At 68.2% G+C, this 16469-nt stretch carries 14 protein-coding genes and 2 pseudogenes; 3 read left to right on the top strand and 13 right to left on the bottom strand.

What is annotated here, in order from left to right:
* Positions 1 to 34 precede the first annotated feature (34 nt).
* Genes FV226_RS14420 through FV226_RS14410 form a run of 3 tightly spaced genes read right to left on the bottom strand, consistent with a single transcriptional unit; the run spans position 35 to position 3797 of the window.
* Positions 35 to 2401: a xanthine dehydrogenase family protein molybdopterin-binding subunit gene (locus tag FV226_RS14420; RefSeq protein WP_147763446.1), complete on the bottom strand. Its 2367-nt coding sequence runs from the start codon at positions 2399 to 2401 to the stop codon at positions 35 to 37.
* Positions 2398 to 2922, bottom strand: a complete 525-nt coding sequence (locus FV226_RS14415; protein ID WP_147763445.1) for a (2Fe-2S)-binding protein — start codon at positions 2920 to 2922, stop codon at positions 2398 to 2400. Before FV226_RS14415 ends, FV226_RS14420 begins: the two co-directional genes overlap by 4 nt.
* Positions 2919 to 3797: a xanthine dehydrogenase family protein subunit M gene (locus FV226_RS14410; RefSeq protein ID WP_147763444.1), complete on the bottom strand. Its 879-nt coding sequence runs from the start codon at positions 3795 to 3797 to the stop codon at positions 2919 to 2921. Before FV226_RS14410 ends, FV226_RS14415 begins: the two co-directional genes overlap by 4 nt.
* Before the next feature lie 116 nt (positions 3798 to 3913).
* On the opposite strand from FV226_RS14410, the gene FV226_RS14405 reads away from it, so the two are divergent.
* Positions 3914 to 4621, top strand: coding sequence for a TetR/AcrR family transcriptional regulator (locus tag FV226_RS14405; RefSeq protein WP_147763463.1), 708 nt, complete (start codon positions 3914 to 3916; stop codon positions 4619 to 4621).
* A gap of 310 nt (positions 4622 to 4931) precedes the next feature.
* On the opposite strand, the gene FV226_RS14400 is transcribed toward FV226_RS14405, so the two are convergent.
* Positions 4932 to 5783 carry an adenylate/guanylate cyclase domain-containing protein gene (locus FV226_RS14400; protein ID WP_147763443.1) on the bottom strand — a complete coding sequence of 284 codons (852 nt, stop codon included), beginning with the start codon at positions 5781 to 5783 and terminating at the stop codon, positions 4932 to 4934.
* A pseudogene (locus FV226_RS14395) lies at positions 5672 to 5991 on the bottom strand (transposase); the annotation flags it as partial. The pseudogene FV226_RS14395 and the gene FV226_RS14400, both read right to left, overlap by 112 nt.
* Positions 5992 to 6193: 202 nt before the next feature.
* On the opposite strand from FV226_RS14395, the gene soxC reads away from it, so the two are divergent.
* Together soxC and FV226_RS14385 are read left to right on the top strand one after the other, a co-directional pair.
* The gene (soxC, locus tag FV226_RS14390) at positions 6194 to 7486 is read left to right on the top strand and encodes a sulfite dehydrogenase (protein WP_147763462.1); all 1293 of its coding nucleotides are present in this window, start codon (positions 6194 to 6196) and stop codon (positions 7484 to 7486) included.
* Between the two features lie 19 nt (positions 7487 to 7505).
* Entirely contained in the window at positions 7506 to 8018 is a 513-nt protein-coding gene (locus tag FV226_RS14385) for a cytochrome c (RefSeq protein WP_246691603.1), read from the top strand.
* 35 nt (positions 8019 to 8053) lie between these two features.
* Here FV226_RS14385 and FV226_RS14380 read toward each other — a convergent pair whose 3' ends face one another.
* From FV226_RS14380 to FV226_RS14345, 8 genes and pseudogenes are all read right to left on the bottom strand, one after another.
* Complete coding sequence (locus FV226_RS14380; protein WP_147763441.1) at positions 8054 to 9139, bottom strand: putative sulfate exporter family transporter; 1086 nt, start codon at positions 9137 to 9139, stop codon at positions 8054 to 8056.
* Between the two features lie 155 nt (positions 9140 to 9294).
* Positions 9295 to 9615, bottom strand: coding sequence for a cytochrome c (locus tag FV226_RS14375; RefSeq protein ID WP_147763440.1), 321 nt, complete (start codon positions 9613 to 9615; stop codon positions 9295 to 9297).
* A 41-nt stretch (positions 9616 to 9656) separates the two neighbouring features.
* Positions 9657 to 10872 (bottom strand): annotated as a pseudogene (locus FV226_RS14370) (molybdopterin-dependent oxidoreductase).
* Between the two features lie 46 nt (positions 10873 to 10918).
* Positions 10919 to 11647 carry a GntR family transcriptional regulator gene (locus FV226_RS14365; protein ID WP_147763439.1) on the bottom strand — a complete coding sequence of 243 codons (729 nt, stop codon included), beginning with the start codon at positions 11645 to 11647 and terminating at the stop codon, positions 10919 to 10921.
* 155 nt (positions 11648 to 11802) lie between these two features.
* Positions 11803 to 12798, bottom strand: a complete 996-nt coding sequence (locus FV226_RS14360; protein WP_147763438.1) for an Ldh family oxidoreductase — start codon at positions 12796 to 12798, stop codon at positions 11803 to 11805.
* 5 nt (positions 12799 to 12803) lie between these two features.
* The gene (locus FV226_RS14355) at positions 12804 to 13745 is read right to left on the bottom strand and encodes a hydroxyacid dehydrogenase (protein ID WP_187278762.1); all 942 of its coding nucleotides are present in this window, start codon (positions 13743 to 13745) and stop codon (positions 12804 to 12806) included.
* A 69-nt stretch (positions 13746 to 13814) separates the two neighbouring features.
* On the bottom strand, positions 13815 to 15185 hold the full coding sequence (gene dctA, locus FV226_RS14350) for a C4-dicarboxylate transporter DctA (RefSeq protein ID WP_147763437.1): 1371 nt from the start codon (positions 15183 to 15185) through the stop codon (positions 13815 to 13817).
* A gap of 132 nt (positions 15186 to 15317) precedes the next feature.
* Complete coding sequence (locus FV226_RS14345) at positions 15318 to 16469, bottom strand: UxaA family hydrolase (RefSeq protein ID WP_147763460.1); 1152 nt, start codon at positions 16467 to 16469, stop codon at positions 15318 to 15320.

Here is a 16469-nt window from a genome sequence, read left to right as displayed (position 1 = left end):
AGAAATCCGGGTGGCGCAGTCCGCCTGGAATGGATCAGATCACGTCGAGCGCCCTCAGGATGCGTTCGGGCGTCATAGGAAGCTGGGAGATTCCGGCGCCGAGGGGGCGCAGGGCGTCGTTGACCGCATTCAGCGCCGCACCGCTTGAGGCGGCGGTGCCCGCCTCGCCGCAGCCCTTGGCGCCGAGTTCGGTGTCCAGGGTTGGCGTCTCCACATGGGCGATGACGATGTCGGGCATCTCGCAGGCCATGGGCACGAGGTAGTCGGACATCGACCCGTTCAGGAGCTGGCCCGTCTCGCCGTAGCGGCATTCCTCGAAGAAGGCCGCGCCGAGCCCCTGCACCACGCCGCCCCGGATCTGCTCGTCGACGAGGAGTGGGTTGATGACGCGCCCGCAATCCTCCACGACCCAGTGCTTGAGGATCGTGACGAAGCCGGTCTCGGCATCGACCTCGACGAGGCTGCCGTGGATGCCGTTGGTGAAGGCGAAGGGATAGCCGCGCGGCGCGAAGTGGTGCGCCACCGTCAGGGCCGGAGAGACGTCCGGCGGCAGCAGGTCCGAGCGGTAATAGGCGAGGTTGGCGACCTCCCGCAGCGTCATGCGGGGCGTGCCGTCCGCGTCCGTGACCGCATCGTCGCGGATGTCGAGGCTGCCGGGCTTCGCCTGCAGGATCGCGGCGGCGATCTCCAGAATACGACCCTTCAGCTTGCGGCTCGCCTGGAGGGCCGTCTCGCCGCCGATACCGGCGCCTCGGCAGGCCCAGGTCGCCCCGCCGGAGGGCGTGGTCTCTGTGTCGCCGGTCAGGACCCGGACGTGGTCGCGGTCGACCCCGAGGCCTTCGGCGACGATCTGGCCGATGATCGCCTCGCTGCCCTGGCCCTGCTCGGTGATGCTGATCGCGCAACTCACCTCGCCGGCGGGGGTCAGCTTCAGAACGCATCCGTCCTGCGCCGAGATGTGCGCGCCCCCGACGCCGTAGAAGGCGGGCGTCGGATTGGTGATCTCCACGTAAGTCGCGATGCCGATGCCGCGATGGATGCCCTTCGCGCGCAGGGCGGCCTGCTCCGCGCGCAGCGCCGGATAGTCCATCAGGTCGTGGAGCTTCTCCAGGCAGGTGGCAAGGGAGAGCTTCTCGAAGCGGTACCCGCTCGGGGTGGTGTGCGGGTACATGTCGTCGGTGACGTAGTTGCGCCGCCGGATCTCGAACGGATCGAGGCCAAGCCGGTCCGCCGCGAGGTCGACGAGGCGCTCCGTCACCGCGCAGGCGATCGGATGACCGACCGCCCGGTACTGGCTCATCTGGACTTTGTTCTGGGCCACCACCGTCAGGTCGGCGCGGTAATCGGTCAGCCGGTAGGGCGCGCCGATCAGGCGCACGACCTGATTGCCCTCCACCGCGCTGGTGCGCGGATAGGCCGAGAACGGGCCAACGGCCGTCACGTCGTCCACCTCGATCGCCCGCAGCGCGCCATCCGGCCCCACCGCGAGCCGCGCGCGTACGCGGTGGTCGCGGGCATGGATGTCGCTGGCGAAGGCCTCCATCCGGTCGGCGGTGAACTTCACCGGCCGCTTCAGGAGCAGGCTCGCGCCCACCACCGCCATGTCCTCGTGGTAGAGATGAAGCTTCATCCCGAAGGAGCCGCCGACATCCGGGGCGATCACCCGCACGCGGGCCTCCGAGAGGCCGAAGTGGCGGGCGTAGAGATCCTGGAACTGGTAGGGCGTCTGCGTCGACTGGTGGACGGTGAGGCGATCCTCGCTCGGGTCGAAATCGGCGAGCACCGCGCGTGGCTCCATGGTCACGGCGGTGTGGCGGCCGAAGCGCAGATCGACCGAGACGACCTCGGCCCCCGCGAAGGCGCCGGCGGTCGAGCCAGCCTCGATGCGGGTTCGGAACAGGACGTTGTCGGGCGCGCCCACGTCGATGACGGGGCTCTCCGGCGCACGGGCCGCGTCTAGGTCCACGACCGCATCGAGTTCCTCGAACGCGACCTCGATCACCTCGAGGGCATCCTCGGCCTGGGCGCGGGTCTCGGCGATCACCATCACCACCGGCTGGCCCGCCCAGACCACCTTATCCGTCGGCAGGGGGCGCTGGGGCGCGGAACGCATGCCCTTGAAGTGGCTGAGCGTCCCCACCCAGGGCGTGCAGAGGGGCTCGAAATCGGCGCCGGTCAGCACCCGGTGGACCCCCGGCATCGCGGCGGCGGCGGAGACGTCGATCGCGCCGAGCCGCGCATGGGCGTAAGGGCTGCGCAGGAAGGCCGCGTGGAGCATGCGGGGCAGCACCACGTCGTCGGTGTAGCGGCCCCGTCCCGCCAGCAGGCGCCGCGCGCCGGGGCGCGGCAAGCCGCGCCCGATATAGCGTCCCGCGCCCGGGCTGTCGGCCGCAGCACTCATATCGCCGCCTCCCTGCCGGAATGCGGGTCGGAGCGGCCCGCGCGGGCCCTGGCGACGCTCTCGATCGCGTCGACGATGGCCTCGTAGCCGGTGCAGCGGCAGTAATTGCCCGAGAGCGCGTCGCGGATCGCCTCCCGGGACGGGACGGTGCCGGACGCCGCCCATTCCCCGAGGCAGCCCTGCGCGACCACCAGGATGCCGGGGGTGCAGAACCCGCATTGGAGCGCGTTGCGAGAATGGAACGCGGCCTGGAGGTCGGCGAGGGTACCCGCCTCCGACAGCCCCTCGATCGTGTTGACCCGGAGCCCGTCCGCCTGCACCGCGAGCATCAGGCAGGCATGGACCGGTCGCCCGTCGAGGTTGACGATGCAGGCGCCGCAGGCGCCGGTCTCGCAGCCGAGATGCGTGCCGGTGAGGCCGAGATCGCCCCGCAGGAAATCGGCCAGGGACAAGCGCGGCTCCACGAAGTGCCGGACCGGCGTGCCGTTCACGGTGAGGGACAGGAGCTGCGGCGCGCTCATGCGGCCATCGCCTCGGTTCCGCCCTCGCCCAGGGCGGCCAGGACCCGGCCGAGCAGGACGCGGGCGAGATGCATGCGGGCCGCCGCCGAGAGGCTATCGTCGTCGTCCGGCGAGAGGTCGTCCGCGAGGGTTGCGCGGGCCGCCGCGAAGGCATCTCCGTCGAGGCGGCGGCCGTTGAGCGCGGCCTCCGTCGCGGGCGCCCGCATCGGCGTCGGCCCCACCGAGCAGAAACCGAGGCGGGCCGAGGTCACGATGCCGTCCGCCAGCACAAGGTTCGCCGCGAGCCCGACCATCGCGTAGTCGCCGCGGCGGCGGGCGATCTCGGCGAAGCGCATCCGCGACCCGGATGCCGCCAGCGGCACCTGCACGGCGGTCAGCAACTCGCCAGGGACGAGGGCCGTCTCATAGAGGTCCTGAAAGAAGTCGTCCGCCGGCACGCCTCGGATTCCACTCGGCCCTGTGATCTCCAGGGTGGCACCAAGGGCGCGCATGCAGGCCGGCAGTTCGGCGGCGGGATCGGCCAGCGAGAGGCTGCCGCCCATCGTGCCGAGATTGCGGATCGCCGGGTGCGCCATGTAGGCGGCGGCCTGGGTCAGGATCGGCGCGTGGGCGGCGACGAGGGGGGATGCCAGGGTTTCGGAATGGCGCGTGAGGGCGCCGATCCGCAGGGATTCCCCGTCGATGGCGATGCCGCGCAGCGCCTCGATCCGCCCGATGTCGATGAGGAGATCCGGGGCGTCGAGGCGCAGGTTCAGGGCCGGCAGCAGGCTCTGGCCGCCTGCGAGGTATCGCGCCTCCCCGGTACAGGCGGCATGGGCGTCGAGCGCCTCCGCCACGCTTGCCACGCGGCGATAATCGAAGGCCCGCGCCTTCATCAGCGTCCCTCCCACAGGTCGCATATCGGTGCGATCACTCGTTGTTGACCGCTTGGTTACAAGCTATCCAGGGTCGGACGGCATCGTCAAGCGAAATAACCAAGCGGTCACGAAGCATGGATTGTCCCGATGCCCGCGCCCCGGATGCGTTCGTCGCCGGGTCGGAGAAGGCCGCGCCGGCCGGCCGGCGGCGCCTGCCCGCCGCGCAGCGCGAGCAGCAGATCGTCGAGGCGGCGGCGCAGTTCTTCGCGGAGCATGGTCTCGCCGGCCAGACGCGTGAACTGGCCCGCGAGATCGGCATCACGCATTCGGCGATCTTCCGCTACTTTCCGACCAAGGAGGCGCTCCTCGAACGGGTCTACGAGCATATCTACGTTAAGCGCTGGAACCCGGCCTGGGGCGGCTTGGTGCAGGACCGGTCGCAGGCGCTCGAGACGCGCATCCTGCGGTTCTATCGGGAATACGCTGAGAAGATCTTTGACTACGTCTGGGTGCGGATCTTCGTGTTCTCTGGCCTGAAGGGCTACGACATCGCCCCGCGCTACCTCACCATCATCCGCGACCGGGTGATCCATCCGATCTGCACGGAGATGCGGGCGGACCTGAACCTGCCTCCTCCCGAGACCGTGCCCCTGACCGAACGCGAGACCGAGGCCGCCTGGGCCTTGCACGGGAAAATCTTCTACTTGGCAATCCGCAAGTTCGTGTATGGCTGGCCGATCCCCGACGACCTCTCACACGTCATCGCCGACGATGTCGGAGCGTTCTTGAGGGGCGCGGCGCCAATTTTCGTCGATAGCGTCAGAGACATCTCGCCGCCTTGAATACTAAATGTATTTATCTTTAGGAGGAGGTAATTATTTTTAAGCAGGCCCATTGGCACAAAGAAATATATTTATTTTAACTAAGTCGACGTGTCTCTACGGCAGGGCTGTAATCGGAACCGCGTGGACATTCTACGGTCAGAATGGGCTAGTGTCCGCGCGTTCGCTCTACGACCGGATCGGGTGATAAGCGGTCGGTCTGCTTTTGTGTGCGAAGAACCAGCATCCGGATACGGATGGATGCGTCGTATTGGCGGCGAGCCATCCAAAGAGATCAGAGATCGTCACCCTGCTTGAAGCTAATCGACGACTAGCGCTGCATCTCTCGGAATTGCGAACAGTCGTAGGGCATCCGAATCGAGGCCCTAGCCTCACGGCAGTGATGCTCGACGCGGCTCGCAACGTTCACTGTATCGCCCAGGACCGTCAATTCCAGCCGGCTTTCGCATCCGACATCGCCGAGCACGACATCGCCGTAATGGATCCCGATGGCAACGGCGACCGCCTCCAGTCCCGACGTCGCACGTTCATCGTTCCATGCCTGGAGCCTCACCTGCATGGTCAGCGCACACCGTACGGCGTTCGTGGCACTCAGGTCGTTCGAGACGGGCAGGCCGAACACAGCGATCAAACCGTCGCCCGTGAACTTGTCGACGGTACCGTGGTGCTCGAACACACTGGCACTCAAAATGCACAGCAGTTCCCGAAGCATGGCGATCACGTCCTGCGGCCGTAGAACGCTGCAGAATTTCGTGAACCCAATCATATCGACGAACAGGACCGCGGCAGGTTCGTAGCGCGTCGTCGATAGGGCGATGTCGTTCGTAGCGATCTGCTCGACGATGGCGGGGGGGAAAAACCGAGCCAAGTTGTCCTTTTCTTTACCGACCGTGATGAGTCGCTCGCGAGTGGCGATGTTCAGCAAAGCCAGTTTCGTCGTGATCGCAATGGCAGCAAGACTGATCAACGTCCGGGCCGACGCAGCGCTCTCCAGATCCGCGCCATGAGTGATAATAAAGCTCAGGCCTGTTAGACCCCGTTTCATAAGAATCAGGCGATCTGTCTGACGAGGATCATGGCTGCGGCGAGGACGAAGAAAGCGACTGAAGAGGACGGGGTAGCCTCGTGGTCGCGAGCCAGCCTCCGGCAGCGGGCGATCCAACTGAGCGTCCGCTCGATGACCCACCGCCTGGGTTGCACCGCGAAGCCCTTCTGGCCTTCCTTGGGTCCGACGATTTCGACCGTGATGGTCGTGGCCGCACCAACGCGCTCGCCGCGCAGGCTCGGTCGGCAGAGCAGCGGGCCAGGAAGGGGAACAGCCCACGCGATACGGGAAGCAGGGCAATCGCGCCGTGGCTGTCGTGCAGGTCAGTCGCACTAGCCTCGGCGTCCCGGTAGTCCGAATTTCCGCGTTGGCGGTGGGTCGACGCCGAACTGCTGCCAAGCGATCAATTGAAGCGATTCGTTTCGGCGATGTCACCCGGAGGACTAGCTTGGGGATGACTCAGTCGGATTGGCGGAACTACAATCTTGCGTCCGACCACGACCCCAATCCAGCTGAGGAGATACAGGGTGAGCGGAACAAAGTCTGATGCCGAAACCGTCCGAGACACCGAGGCGGTTGCGCCGACGTCGCGCCGGCGCTTCCTTGCGCAGGGGTCTGCTCTCGTCTACGGCGGCGTCGTTGCCGAATTTGCGGCCGGGCCGGCCTCCGCGAACGGGCCGCCAAGCGTGCCGCCCTGGATGAAGGTACCGGGCGCAGATACGGGGGCGCAGCCTTACGGCACGCCGTCGCCGTTCGAGGCGCACGTCGTCAAGAACGTCCCGAAGACCCTGAAGCAGTCGATATCGGCCTCGGTACGCACGCCGCTGCAGGAGCTCGACGGGATCATCACGCCCAACGGCCTGTTCTACGAGCGCAACCATGGCGGCGTCCCCGAGATCGACCCCGCTCAACATCGGCTGATGATCCACGGCCTGGTCGAGCGGCCGCTAGTGCTCACCATGGACGACATCCGGCGCTTCCCGAGCCTGTCGCAGATCCATTTCATCGAGTGCTCGGGAAACCCAGACTTCAAGGCGGTCCATGCGGGCCGGACGGCATCGGACCTCGTCGGGCTGGTGAGCTGCGCCGAATGGACCGGCGTTCGGCTCAGGACGGTGCTCGAGGAGGCCGGGCTCAAGCCGGGCGCCAAGTGGGTCATCGCCGAGGGCGCCGATGCGGCCGCGCTGACCCGCAGCATCCCGATCGAGAAATGCCTCGACGATGCGCTGCTCGTCTACAGCCAGAACGGCGAGCGCCTCCGCCCACAGCAGGGCTACCCGCTGCGTGTGCTGCTGCCCGGCTTCGAGGGCAACATGAACGTGAAGTGGCTGCGCCGCCTCAACGTTACGGACGAGCCGGCCTATTTCCGCGAGGAGACCGCGAAGTACACCGACCTAATGCCGGATGGGACCGCGCGGCAGTTCACTTTCATGATGGAGGCGAAGTCGGTGATCACACGGCCGTCGGGCACGCAGCGGATCGAGCCCGGCTTCAACGAGATCACGGGGATCGCCTGGAGCGGGCGCGGGAAGATCGCTCGGGTCGAGGTCTCGGTCGACGACGGCCGGACCTGGCAGGAGGCGCAGCTTCAGACACCAGTCCTCGGCAAGGCGCTGACCCGGTTCCGCCTCGCCTGGACCTGGACCGGTGAGCCAACCGTCATCCAGAGCCGCGCCATTGACGAGACCGGGTACATGCAGCCGCTCTTCGCCAAACTGGCCGATGCCCGTGGACTGAACTCGTTCTACCACAACAACGCTGTCATCCCGTGGCGCATCGCAGGAAGCGGAGAGGTGTCGAATGGCTATGCCAAGGCTTAGCGGCGCTGCCGCCGTCCTGATGCTCGTCGGCGCCGCGATCGCCCTGGCCGCCCCAGCCTCGGCCGAAGGTCGCTACGGCCTCGGACGCGCCGCCACCGAGGCGGAGATTGCCGGCTGGAACATCGACATCGATCGTGACGGCAGGAAGCTCCCAGCGGGAAGCGGCAGCGTCGCGCGCGGCCGTGCAGTCTTCGCCGAACACTGCGCGTCCTGTCATGGCGAGAAGGGGGAGGGCGGCATCGGCGACAGGCTCGTCGGGGGACAGGGCACGCTGGCCTCTGCCAAGCCGGTGAAGACGGTCGGGAGCTTCTGGCCCTATGCGCCCACGCTGTTCGACTATGTCCGCCGTGCGATGCCGATGAACGCACCGCAATCGCTCGACGACGACGAGGTCTACGCTGTGGTCGGCTACCTGCTGAACTTGAACGGCCTCTTGTCGGACGATGCCGTTCTGGACGCCCGGACGCTTCCGGCCGTGCGGATGCCCAATCGCGACGGCTTCGTTCCCGATCCGCGGCCCGACGTGCCCTGAGGCGAGGCGGCGCGCGTATTCCCGAACGATGAGTGTCAGACGATCTTCAGGGCCCAGATCAGGGACAGGCTGACGACGAGTAGGACGACGAGCGAGCCGGTGACCGCCAAGGTGACCCGGCCGCCGACCCGCGCCAGCACCCGCACGTCGACGCCGAGGCCGAGTGCCGCCATCGACACCACGGTGAGGAGGCCGGCCATCCGGGTCACCGGCTGGGATGCCGCCTCCGGGACTAGCCCGGCCGAGCGCAGGCCGGCCAGAGCCAAGAAGCCGAGGATGAACCAGGGCACGATCTTGAAGAAGCCGAGGCGTCCGGGCCGGACCTTAGCCGAGGCCCCCTCCGCCGGCAGGTGCGGCGCGATGAATGAGAACGCCACCACGACGGGCCCCAGCATGAGTACGCGGACGAGCTTGACCAGGGTGCCGACCTGGGTCGCCAGGATGCCGACTGGGACCGTCGCGGCGAGCACCTGCGGCACCGCGTAGACGGTGAGACCCGCGAGCGTCCCGTACTGGTGCTCGGACAGACCGACCAGAGGGATGAACAGAGGCAGGCCGAGCACCATCAGCACGCCGAGCACCGCCGTGAAGGCGATGGCGGCGACCACGTCTTTGCTGTCGGCCCCGATCACCGGCGCCACCGCGGCGATGGCCGAGTTGCCGCAGATGGCGTTGCCGCAGGCCACTAGAATGGCCATGCGGGGCGGCAGGCCGAGCGCCCGGCAGATGGCGTAACTGGCCACGATCGCCAGCACCACCGTGGCGACGATGCCGACAAGGAGGCTGGTGCCGGACGCAACGATGGCCCCGAGGCTGATCGAGGCGCCGAGCAGGGTGACGGCGAGTTCGAGCACCTGCTTAGCCGAGAACGCGATCCCGGCCCGGAAGCGGTCGCCTGGGCTCCACAGGGTGCGGAGCGCGATCCCCAGCAGGATCGCGATGACCAGCGCCTCGACGTACGGGTGGCCCGTAGCGCGCTCCTCAAGGGCCTGCACGGCCAGCGCCGCCATCGTAACGGCGAGGCAGACCAGGATGCCGGGCACGAGCGAGACGATCCAGCCGCTGGCTGCTTCCGGCCTGCTCGCTCCGGCGGCGGCCGTCGTGATGTTTTTGGCGCTCATGCGAAGCTTTCAAAGCTCATGGTGCCTTTCCGTGATGGAGTCGGAAGGAACATCTGCCCCGGCCGCCGATGGCGAGAGCGATGTCCGCCCCCATCACTGATAGTCTCTAAGATCCCGGCGCCTTTCGAAACGGAGCCCATTGTCAGCTCCAACGCCTAGTACGCCTCCACGAGGTAATCGGTGATGACTTGGCTGTCCGCATCGCTGATTGGCGCATGATAGACTTTGCGCATCTTCGTCACCTCGCTGCTCCAGAAGGCCGATCCTTTCCCGGGCGGCTGCATCGCGATGTAGTCGACCGAGTGGCAGCTCTGGCAGTTAGCCTCGGCCGCCGCGCGGCCCGCGTCCTGGCTGGGCGCGGGCCGAAGCTGCGCGGTCGGCTCCGGCAGATCGTAGCTCCGGGGCGCGGCGGCGGCGGGCAGACCAGCCAGAAAGCTGGCTCCCGCAAGCGCGGCCGCGAGGGGAAGGAACGTCATCCCGGCCGTTCTGCTTGTGACCCTCGTCATCGTGATCCTCCTCATGCCGCCCGCACCCGGACGGACTCGATGACGTTGCGCATGTAGCCCGGCGGGTTCCACCGAGGCTCCATCGGCTGGGTCGCGCCGTCGTTGGCCGTGGCCTTGACCCGGATCGCGTGCGCCCCCGTGGCCAGATCGACTTCCGCGTTCCAGCGCCGGAAGGCGTAGCCGCCGAGGTCTTGCTCAAGATTGGCCGGACTCCAGGTCCGACCGTCGTCGACGGAGACTTCCACCGTCCTGATGCCCGAGCCGCCGTCGAAGGCGATGCCGCGCAGGGCCACCTTGCCGGCCTTGACGTCCGCTCCGTCCGTTAGGTTCGTTACGAAGGAGCGGACGTTGAGGCGGCCGATCGGCACGGTCTTGTCCGCCGCCTTGCCGGGCTCGGTGCAGGCGCAGGCGTTGTCTGGGATGCGGTAGGCCGTCTTCATCCAGAATCCTTCGTAGGGCTTGTCGAAGGCCGGTGACGGCGTTGAGGTGCTTCACCCAGTAGGTGCCGTAATAGCCTGGCACCACGAGGCGCAACGGGAAGCCGTTGAGCCAGGGCAGGTCCTGCCCGTTCATGCTCCAGGCCAGCATCACCGCCCCGTCGCGGGCGTGGTCGAGGGTGAGCGCTTTCGCAAAGTCCGGCGTTTCCGGAAGGACCGGGCCGTCGAGCCCCTCGAAGGAGACCTGGACGGCCCCGGCCTTCACGCCTGCCTTGTCGAGGACGGTCTTCAGGGGCACGCCGACGAAGCGGGCGCAGCCCATTGCACCGTTGGCGAGCTGGCCGCCCGCGACCCGCGGCTCGACGAAGCCGCGCGAGTTGCCCGAGCACTGGTTGACCGCGACCACCTCGGTCCCGCCCATCCCCTTGAGGTCGGCGAGCGAGAGGGAGACCGGGCGCTCGACATGGCCGCCGATCTCGACGCGGAAGGCCTGAGGGTCGATCTCGGTGGGGATGTCGGCGAGATGGTAGCGCACGAAGAAGGCGTCGTTCGGGGTGATCGCGCCTTCGTCGAACACCGAGAACGGCGTTTCGAGCTGCGGTGGCCGCGCGGTCATCTGCAGGAGCGGGCGCTTGGCCGGGTAGGCTACGAGCGACCGCTCCCCGTTGCCGAAGGGTAAGGTGACGGCATCGCCCGCCCGGGCCGCCCAGGGCGTGAGGGCCGCGCCGGTGGCCGCGATCAGGGCCGCCCCGGCCTGCCGGAGGAGGGTCCTGCGATCGGTTTCGGTCATTCCCACGTCCTCCAACCGGCTGAACTCGTCCGCCTCGTCCGCGCGGTCATCGCAGCACGGAGGCGTAGTGCATGTCTTCCGTGAGGCAGGTCGACAGGCGCCATTCCACCGGTCGGTCCTCAAGGTCGACGGCGACGCGGTCGACCTCAAGGACCGGCGTTCCCGCCGGCATCCCCAGCAGGGCCGCCTTGTCCGGGATGAGGGCGATCGCCTTCAGGCGCTCGTGCGCGGTGGCGATGGTGATCCCGAACCGGGTGGCGTAGAGGCTGTAGAGCGTGTTCGGGAGCTCCATCGCCGCCAGGCCGGGAAACAGGCTCGACGGAACCGCGATCGTCTCGAACAAGCAGACGCGTCCATCGAGGGCGCGCACCCGATCCAGCCGCACCACGCGCGCGTTGCGCAGGAGAGCGAGACGGTCGCGCTCGTCGATGGTGGCGGCGGCCTCCGCGATTGAGACGACCCGGCTCGTCGGCGTGCCGGCCACCGCCCCATCGGGGCGTAGCTTGAAGAAGCGAAAGACGCTCTGCACGTCGTCGTGCTCGGCCACGAAGGTACCGCGCCCCTGGCGACGCACCAGTAGGCTGTCGGCGGTGAGCGCGTCTAGGGCCTTCCGGACCGTCCCTTGGCTGACGCCGAGTTCCGTGGCGAGCACCCCCTCGCTCGGGAGGATCTGGCCCGGCTGCCAGACCGCGTCGGCGAGGCGGCGCAGGAGCGTGTCGTAGACTTGCCGGTAGAGAGGCCGGAAGCCCACCGCCTGACCACCCGTACGTTCCATGTCGGCGCGCCCCTGATCCCCGGGCGTGGGAGGAGGGAGGGAGAGCTTTCCCAGCACGGTGTCTCGTCCTTCGTTAAGGCCGAGCCCCGCTCCGGGCAATCGCTCGATTCGGAGGGCCGGCGGCCGGGGGCGGGCCCCGTCCAGGATGGTGGCCTTCATCGACCGAGCGCCTCGATCTCGGCCACGAGGGCGTCCGGGACGGCGAGGCCCTCGGCCCCGGCCCGGGCCCGGAGGGCGAGGCGGCGCGCACCGGGCAGGCGAGCCCCGTCCTGGGCCTCGATGGAGCCGGCGAGGTCCGCGAACCGCGCCAGCGCTCCAGGGCCGAAGGCATCCGCCGCGAACGCGACGACGAGCTGACCGGTGCCCGGCGGATCGCCTTCGGCGTCGAGGAAGGAGCTCGCCTCACTGGCGAAGCGTCCGCCGGTCAGGCCAGCGGCAAGGAGCTCCACCATCAGGGCCAGCGCGGTACCCTTGGCATCGCCGAGCGGCACCATGGTGCCCTTGAGGGCTGCGGCCGCATCAGTGGTCGGCGCGCCCGCGGCATCAAGGGCCCAACCCTCAGGAATCGCCTCGCCGCGCTGGCGGGCGGCCATGATCGCGCCGCGCGCCACCTTCGAGAGGGACAGGTCGATTACGATCGGCGCGCGGCCCGGCAGGGGGCAGGCGAAGGCGAGGGGGTTCGTCCCGAACACCGCCCGCGAGCCGCCCCAGGGAGCCATGGCCGCGGGCGTATTGGCCAACAGAATCGCCACGAGCCCGGCCTCAGCCAGGGCCTCGACGGGCCGGCCGGCCGCGCCGCAATGGTGCGAACGGCGAATGCCGGCCGCCGCGACGCCTTGCTCCCGGACGATCGCCGGAAGTTGCTCCACCACCGCCTCGAGGGCCGGATAAGCGAAGCCGTGGGCGGCGTCGACGGCGAGCAGACCCGGCCGGGGCCGCGTCACCGCGACCGCGGCGTCGCCCACCACCTTGCCGGCCCGGACCTGGGCCGCATAGGAGGTCACCCGCGAGAGCCCGTGGCCCTTCAACCCGTCGGCCTCGGCGCCGACGAGGGCGCGTGCGACGCTTCCGGCGGCGGGCGCTAGCGTTCCGCAGCGGATAAGGGCCTCGGTGACGAGAGTGTGGGCGGCGGCGAGGCTCAGGGTGGTCATGGCTGTCAGCCTTCGGAGAAGTGGAGGCGCACGGCCTGCGCCGTGACGCGGGAGACGCGCACGTTGGACTCCTGCGTCACACCCGCGATGTGCGGCGTCAGAACGAGGTTGGGCAGGTCGCGGAAAAGGGCGCCCGCGGCCGCGTCGAGGGGCTCCTGCGGAAACACGTCGAGGGCGGCCCCCCCGAGATGCCCGGAACGCAGCGCGTCCGCCACGACCGCGCCGTCGACCACCTCACCCCGCGCGGCGTTGATCAGAACCGCCCCAGCCGGCATCCGGGCGATGGTGCCCGCATCGATCATCCCCCGGGTTTCGGGTGTCAGCGGCACGTGCAGGGACAGGACGTCGGCGCCGGCGATGAGCGCCTCGAGATCGACTCGCGCCACCGCGCCGCCATCCGGCCGCCAGGCCGGGTCGTCAGCCGGCAGGAACGGGTCGTGGGCCGAGACCCGCATCCCGAGGGCGAGGGCGCGGCGGGCGGTCTCGCGGGCGATGGCGCCGAACCCGACGAGGCCGAGGCGCTTGCCCGCGATCTCCCGGCCCATCAGCGCGTTGCGCGGCCAGGTCCCGGCCGCCACCGCGACTGTGGCGCCGTAGGCGCCGCGCAGGAGGAGCATCGCGGTGCCGATCACGTACTCGGCCACCGCGACGTCGTTGGCGCCGGTGGCGGGGTAGACCGCGATGCCGCGATTTCGGCAGGCGTCCAGGTCGATGTTGTCGAGGCCGACGCCCAGGCGCCCGACCGCCTTGAGATCGGGCGCGGCGGCCAGCAGCGCCGCGTTCACCTGGGTGCGGTTGCGAACCACCAGGGCATCCGCATCGGCCAGCGCCGCCCGCAGGTCGCCCGGCCGATCGACCAGGCCCGGGTCGTAGAGCGTCGCGAACGCATTGAGCTCGTCTGCGATGGCGGCCTCGTCCATGAATTCGCTGATCACGACTTTCGGCACGCGGCCCGTCGGGGTGTCTGATGTCGGCATGGCACTGGGGCTCTGGTTGGGCACTGGAAGCGCTGGGGTTCAGGTCGCCGCAACCCCGACGGGCATCGCCCCGTGACGGACGGGTTTCGAGGCGGCTCTCGGCGGTGCCGGTTCGTCGACCACCTCGTCCGGCTCGTCGAGGCTGTCGAGGTCGGGCTGGATGCGCCCGTCCAGGACAGCGCGGGCATGGGCGAGGTCGATCTTGCCCTCCCACCGGGCGATCACCAGCGTTGCCACCATGTTGCCGATGGCGTTGGTGATGGCGCGCAGCTCGTTGAGGATCCGATCGACGCCGATGATCAGCGCGATGCCGGCGACGGGCAGGAGCTGGGACGCCTGAAGCGTCGCGGCCAGCACGAACAGGATGGCGCCAGCTACACCCGCCACCCCCTTGGAGGTCACAAGGGCAATCGCGAGGAGGCCGAGCTCCTGCTCCCAGGTCAGCGGGATGTTCAAGGCCTGGGCGATGAAACCGATCGCCATGGTCAGGTAGATGCACGACCCGTCCATGTTGAAGGACAGGCCGGCCGGCATCACCAGGCCGGTGACGCCCTTCTCCACGGAGAGGCCCCCGAGCTTGGCCATCAGGCGGGGAAGGACGGATTCGGTGCTGGTGGTGCCGAGGAGAATGAACATCTCTTCGCGGACGTAGAGGAACAACTTCCATAGGCTGAGACCGACGTAGAACCGCATCACGCTACCAAGGAACAGCACGATAAACACGAAGAACGTCAGGTAGAGAGAGACAATCAGCAGTCCGTATTGGGCGAGGATGCCGAGGCCGAACTTGCCGATGGTGAAAGCCATGGCACCGAACGCCCCAATGGGTGCGAAGCGCATGATGATGCCGACGACCCTCATCAGGATATCGCCGAAGGCGTGGATCACCTTCAGGGGGAACTGCCCCTTCGGTCCCATGGCGGCGAGCCCCATCCCCATGAGCACGGAGAAGAACATCACCTGGAGCAGGTCGCCCTTGGCGAAGGCGTCGACCGCGCTGTGCGGGATGATGTTGGCGATGATCTCCATCACGCTCTGGGCATGCGCCTTGCCGGCGATGGTGGCGACGCTCTTGGCGTCCAGGCTCTCGATAGTGGCGTTGATGCCGTCGCCCGGCCGCAGGAGGTTGACGAACAGCAGGCCGGCTCCGAGCGCCACGGTGGTCGAGACCTCGAAGTAGACGAGCGTTTTCAGGCCCATGCGGCCGACGCTTTTCATGTCGCCGACATGGGCGATGCCGACTACCACCGTGCAGAAGATCACCGGCCCGACGACCATCTTGATCAGGTTGATGAACATGTCGCCGAGGATTTTTAGATCGACGGCGAAGTCTGGAAAGAACACGCCCACGACGATGCCGAGGGCGATGCCGATCAGGACCTGACCGTAGATCGATCGCAAGAACCGCATTAGCGTTCCTCCCACGCGCGCTTCGAACAAGATGCGCCGCTCCGCGGTCTTCATCCCTTCGCGAAAGACCCGATGGCGTCGGGACGGGACGCCGCGTCCCTGTCCGGAACGCGGCGGGAGAGGCTGCGCCCGTCAGGCGCTCCGGTACAGCTTCGTCATCACGAACTCGCGGTGGCCGAGGGATTCGGCGGCCGTGAGCCGTCCGTTGGCGGTCCGCACCACCATGTCGATGAGCGCGTCGCCGGCCTGCGGGATGGTCATCTCGCGGGTCAGGACGCCCGACACGTCGACGTCGATGTGCTCGCCCATGGTGCGCACCGTGCGCGGGTTACCGGTGATCTTGATCACCGGGACGATCGGGTTGCCGATGACGTTGCCTTGCCCGGTGGGGAAGGTGTGGACCACGTAGCCCGCCGCCGCCATCAGGGTCACGCACTCGGCCGCCGCCGAAGAGGTGTCCATGTAGTATAGGCCCGGCCCCTTGGCGGGGGCTTCGGCCGGCTGCAGCGCGTCAATGTAACGGCAGTCGTGGCCGATCTTCTCGAGGTTGCCGAGCGCCTTCTCCTCGATGGTGCTCAGGCCGCCGAGGATGTTGCCCTTGGTCGGCTGGGAATCCGAGAGGTCGTCGGTCTTGTGGGCCTCAATGACGTCGTCCTGGTAGGACTTCCACATGGTAAACCACTTGTCGCCGATCTCGGGGGTGGCGGCGCGCTCGCGGCAGAGGTGCTCGGCGCCGGTGATCTCCGACGTTTCGCCGAACACCCCGTAGATCCCCTGCGGGATCAGCTTGTCGTAGAGGTTGCCCACGGTGGGGCAGGAGGACAGGCCGGTGGTGGTGTCGGACTCGCCGCACTTCGTCGAGATCCAAAGGTCGGCGATCGGGCATTCCTCGCGGCGCAGCTCGGTCGCCCACTGCACGAAGCGCTTGGCCTGGTAGCTGGCCTTGGCGATGGTGGCGATGTCGCCGTGCCCCTCGATGCCAAATCCGACCACGGGCTTGCCCGTCATGGCGATGCCCTCGACGATCCGGTTGGTCCACTGGTCCTCGATGCCGATGACCACCACGGCCGCCACGTTCGGGTTCGAGCCGATGCCAATCAGGGTGCGGAAGTGGAGATCGAGATCCTCGCCGAACTGCAGGCGGCCGTAGGCGTGGGGCAGCGCCATCGTGCCCTTCACGTTGTTCGCAACCGCCTCGCAGGCGGCGTTCGAGAGGTCGTCCAGGGGCAGGAGGACGACGTGGTTGCGTACGCCGACGCGGCCGTTCTCGCGGCGCCAGCCCAT

The sequence above is a fragment of the Methylobacterium sp. WL12 genome (assembly GCF_008039475.1).
Taxonomy (GTDB): Bacteria; Pseudomonadota; Alphaproteobacteria; order Rhizobiales; family Beijerinckiaceae; genus Methylobacterium; species Methylobacterium cerastii.
This window is presented reverse-complemented; position numbering and strand designations above follow the sequence as displayed.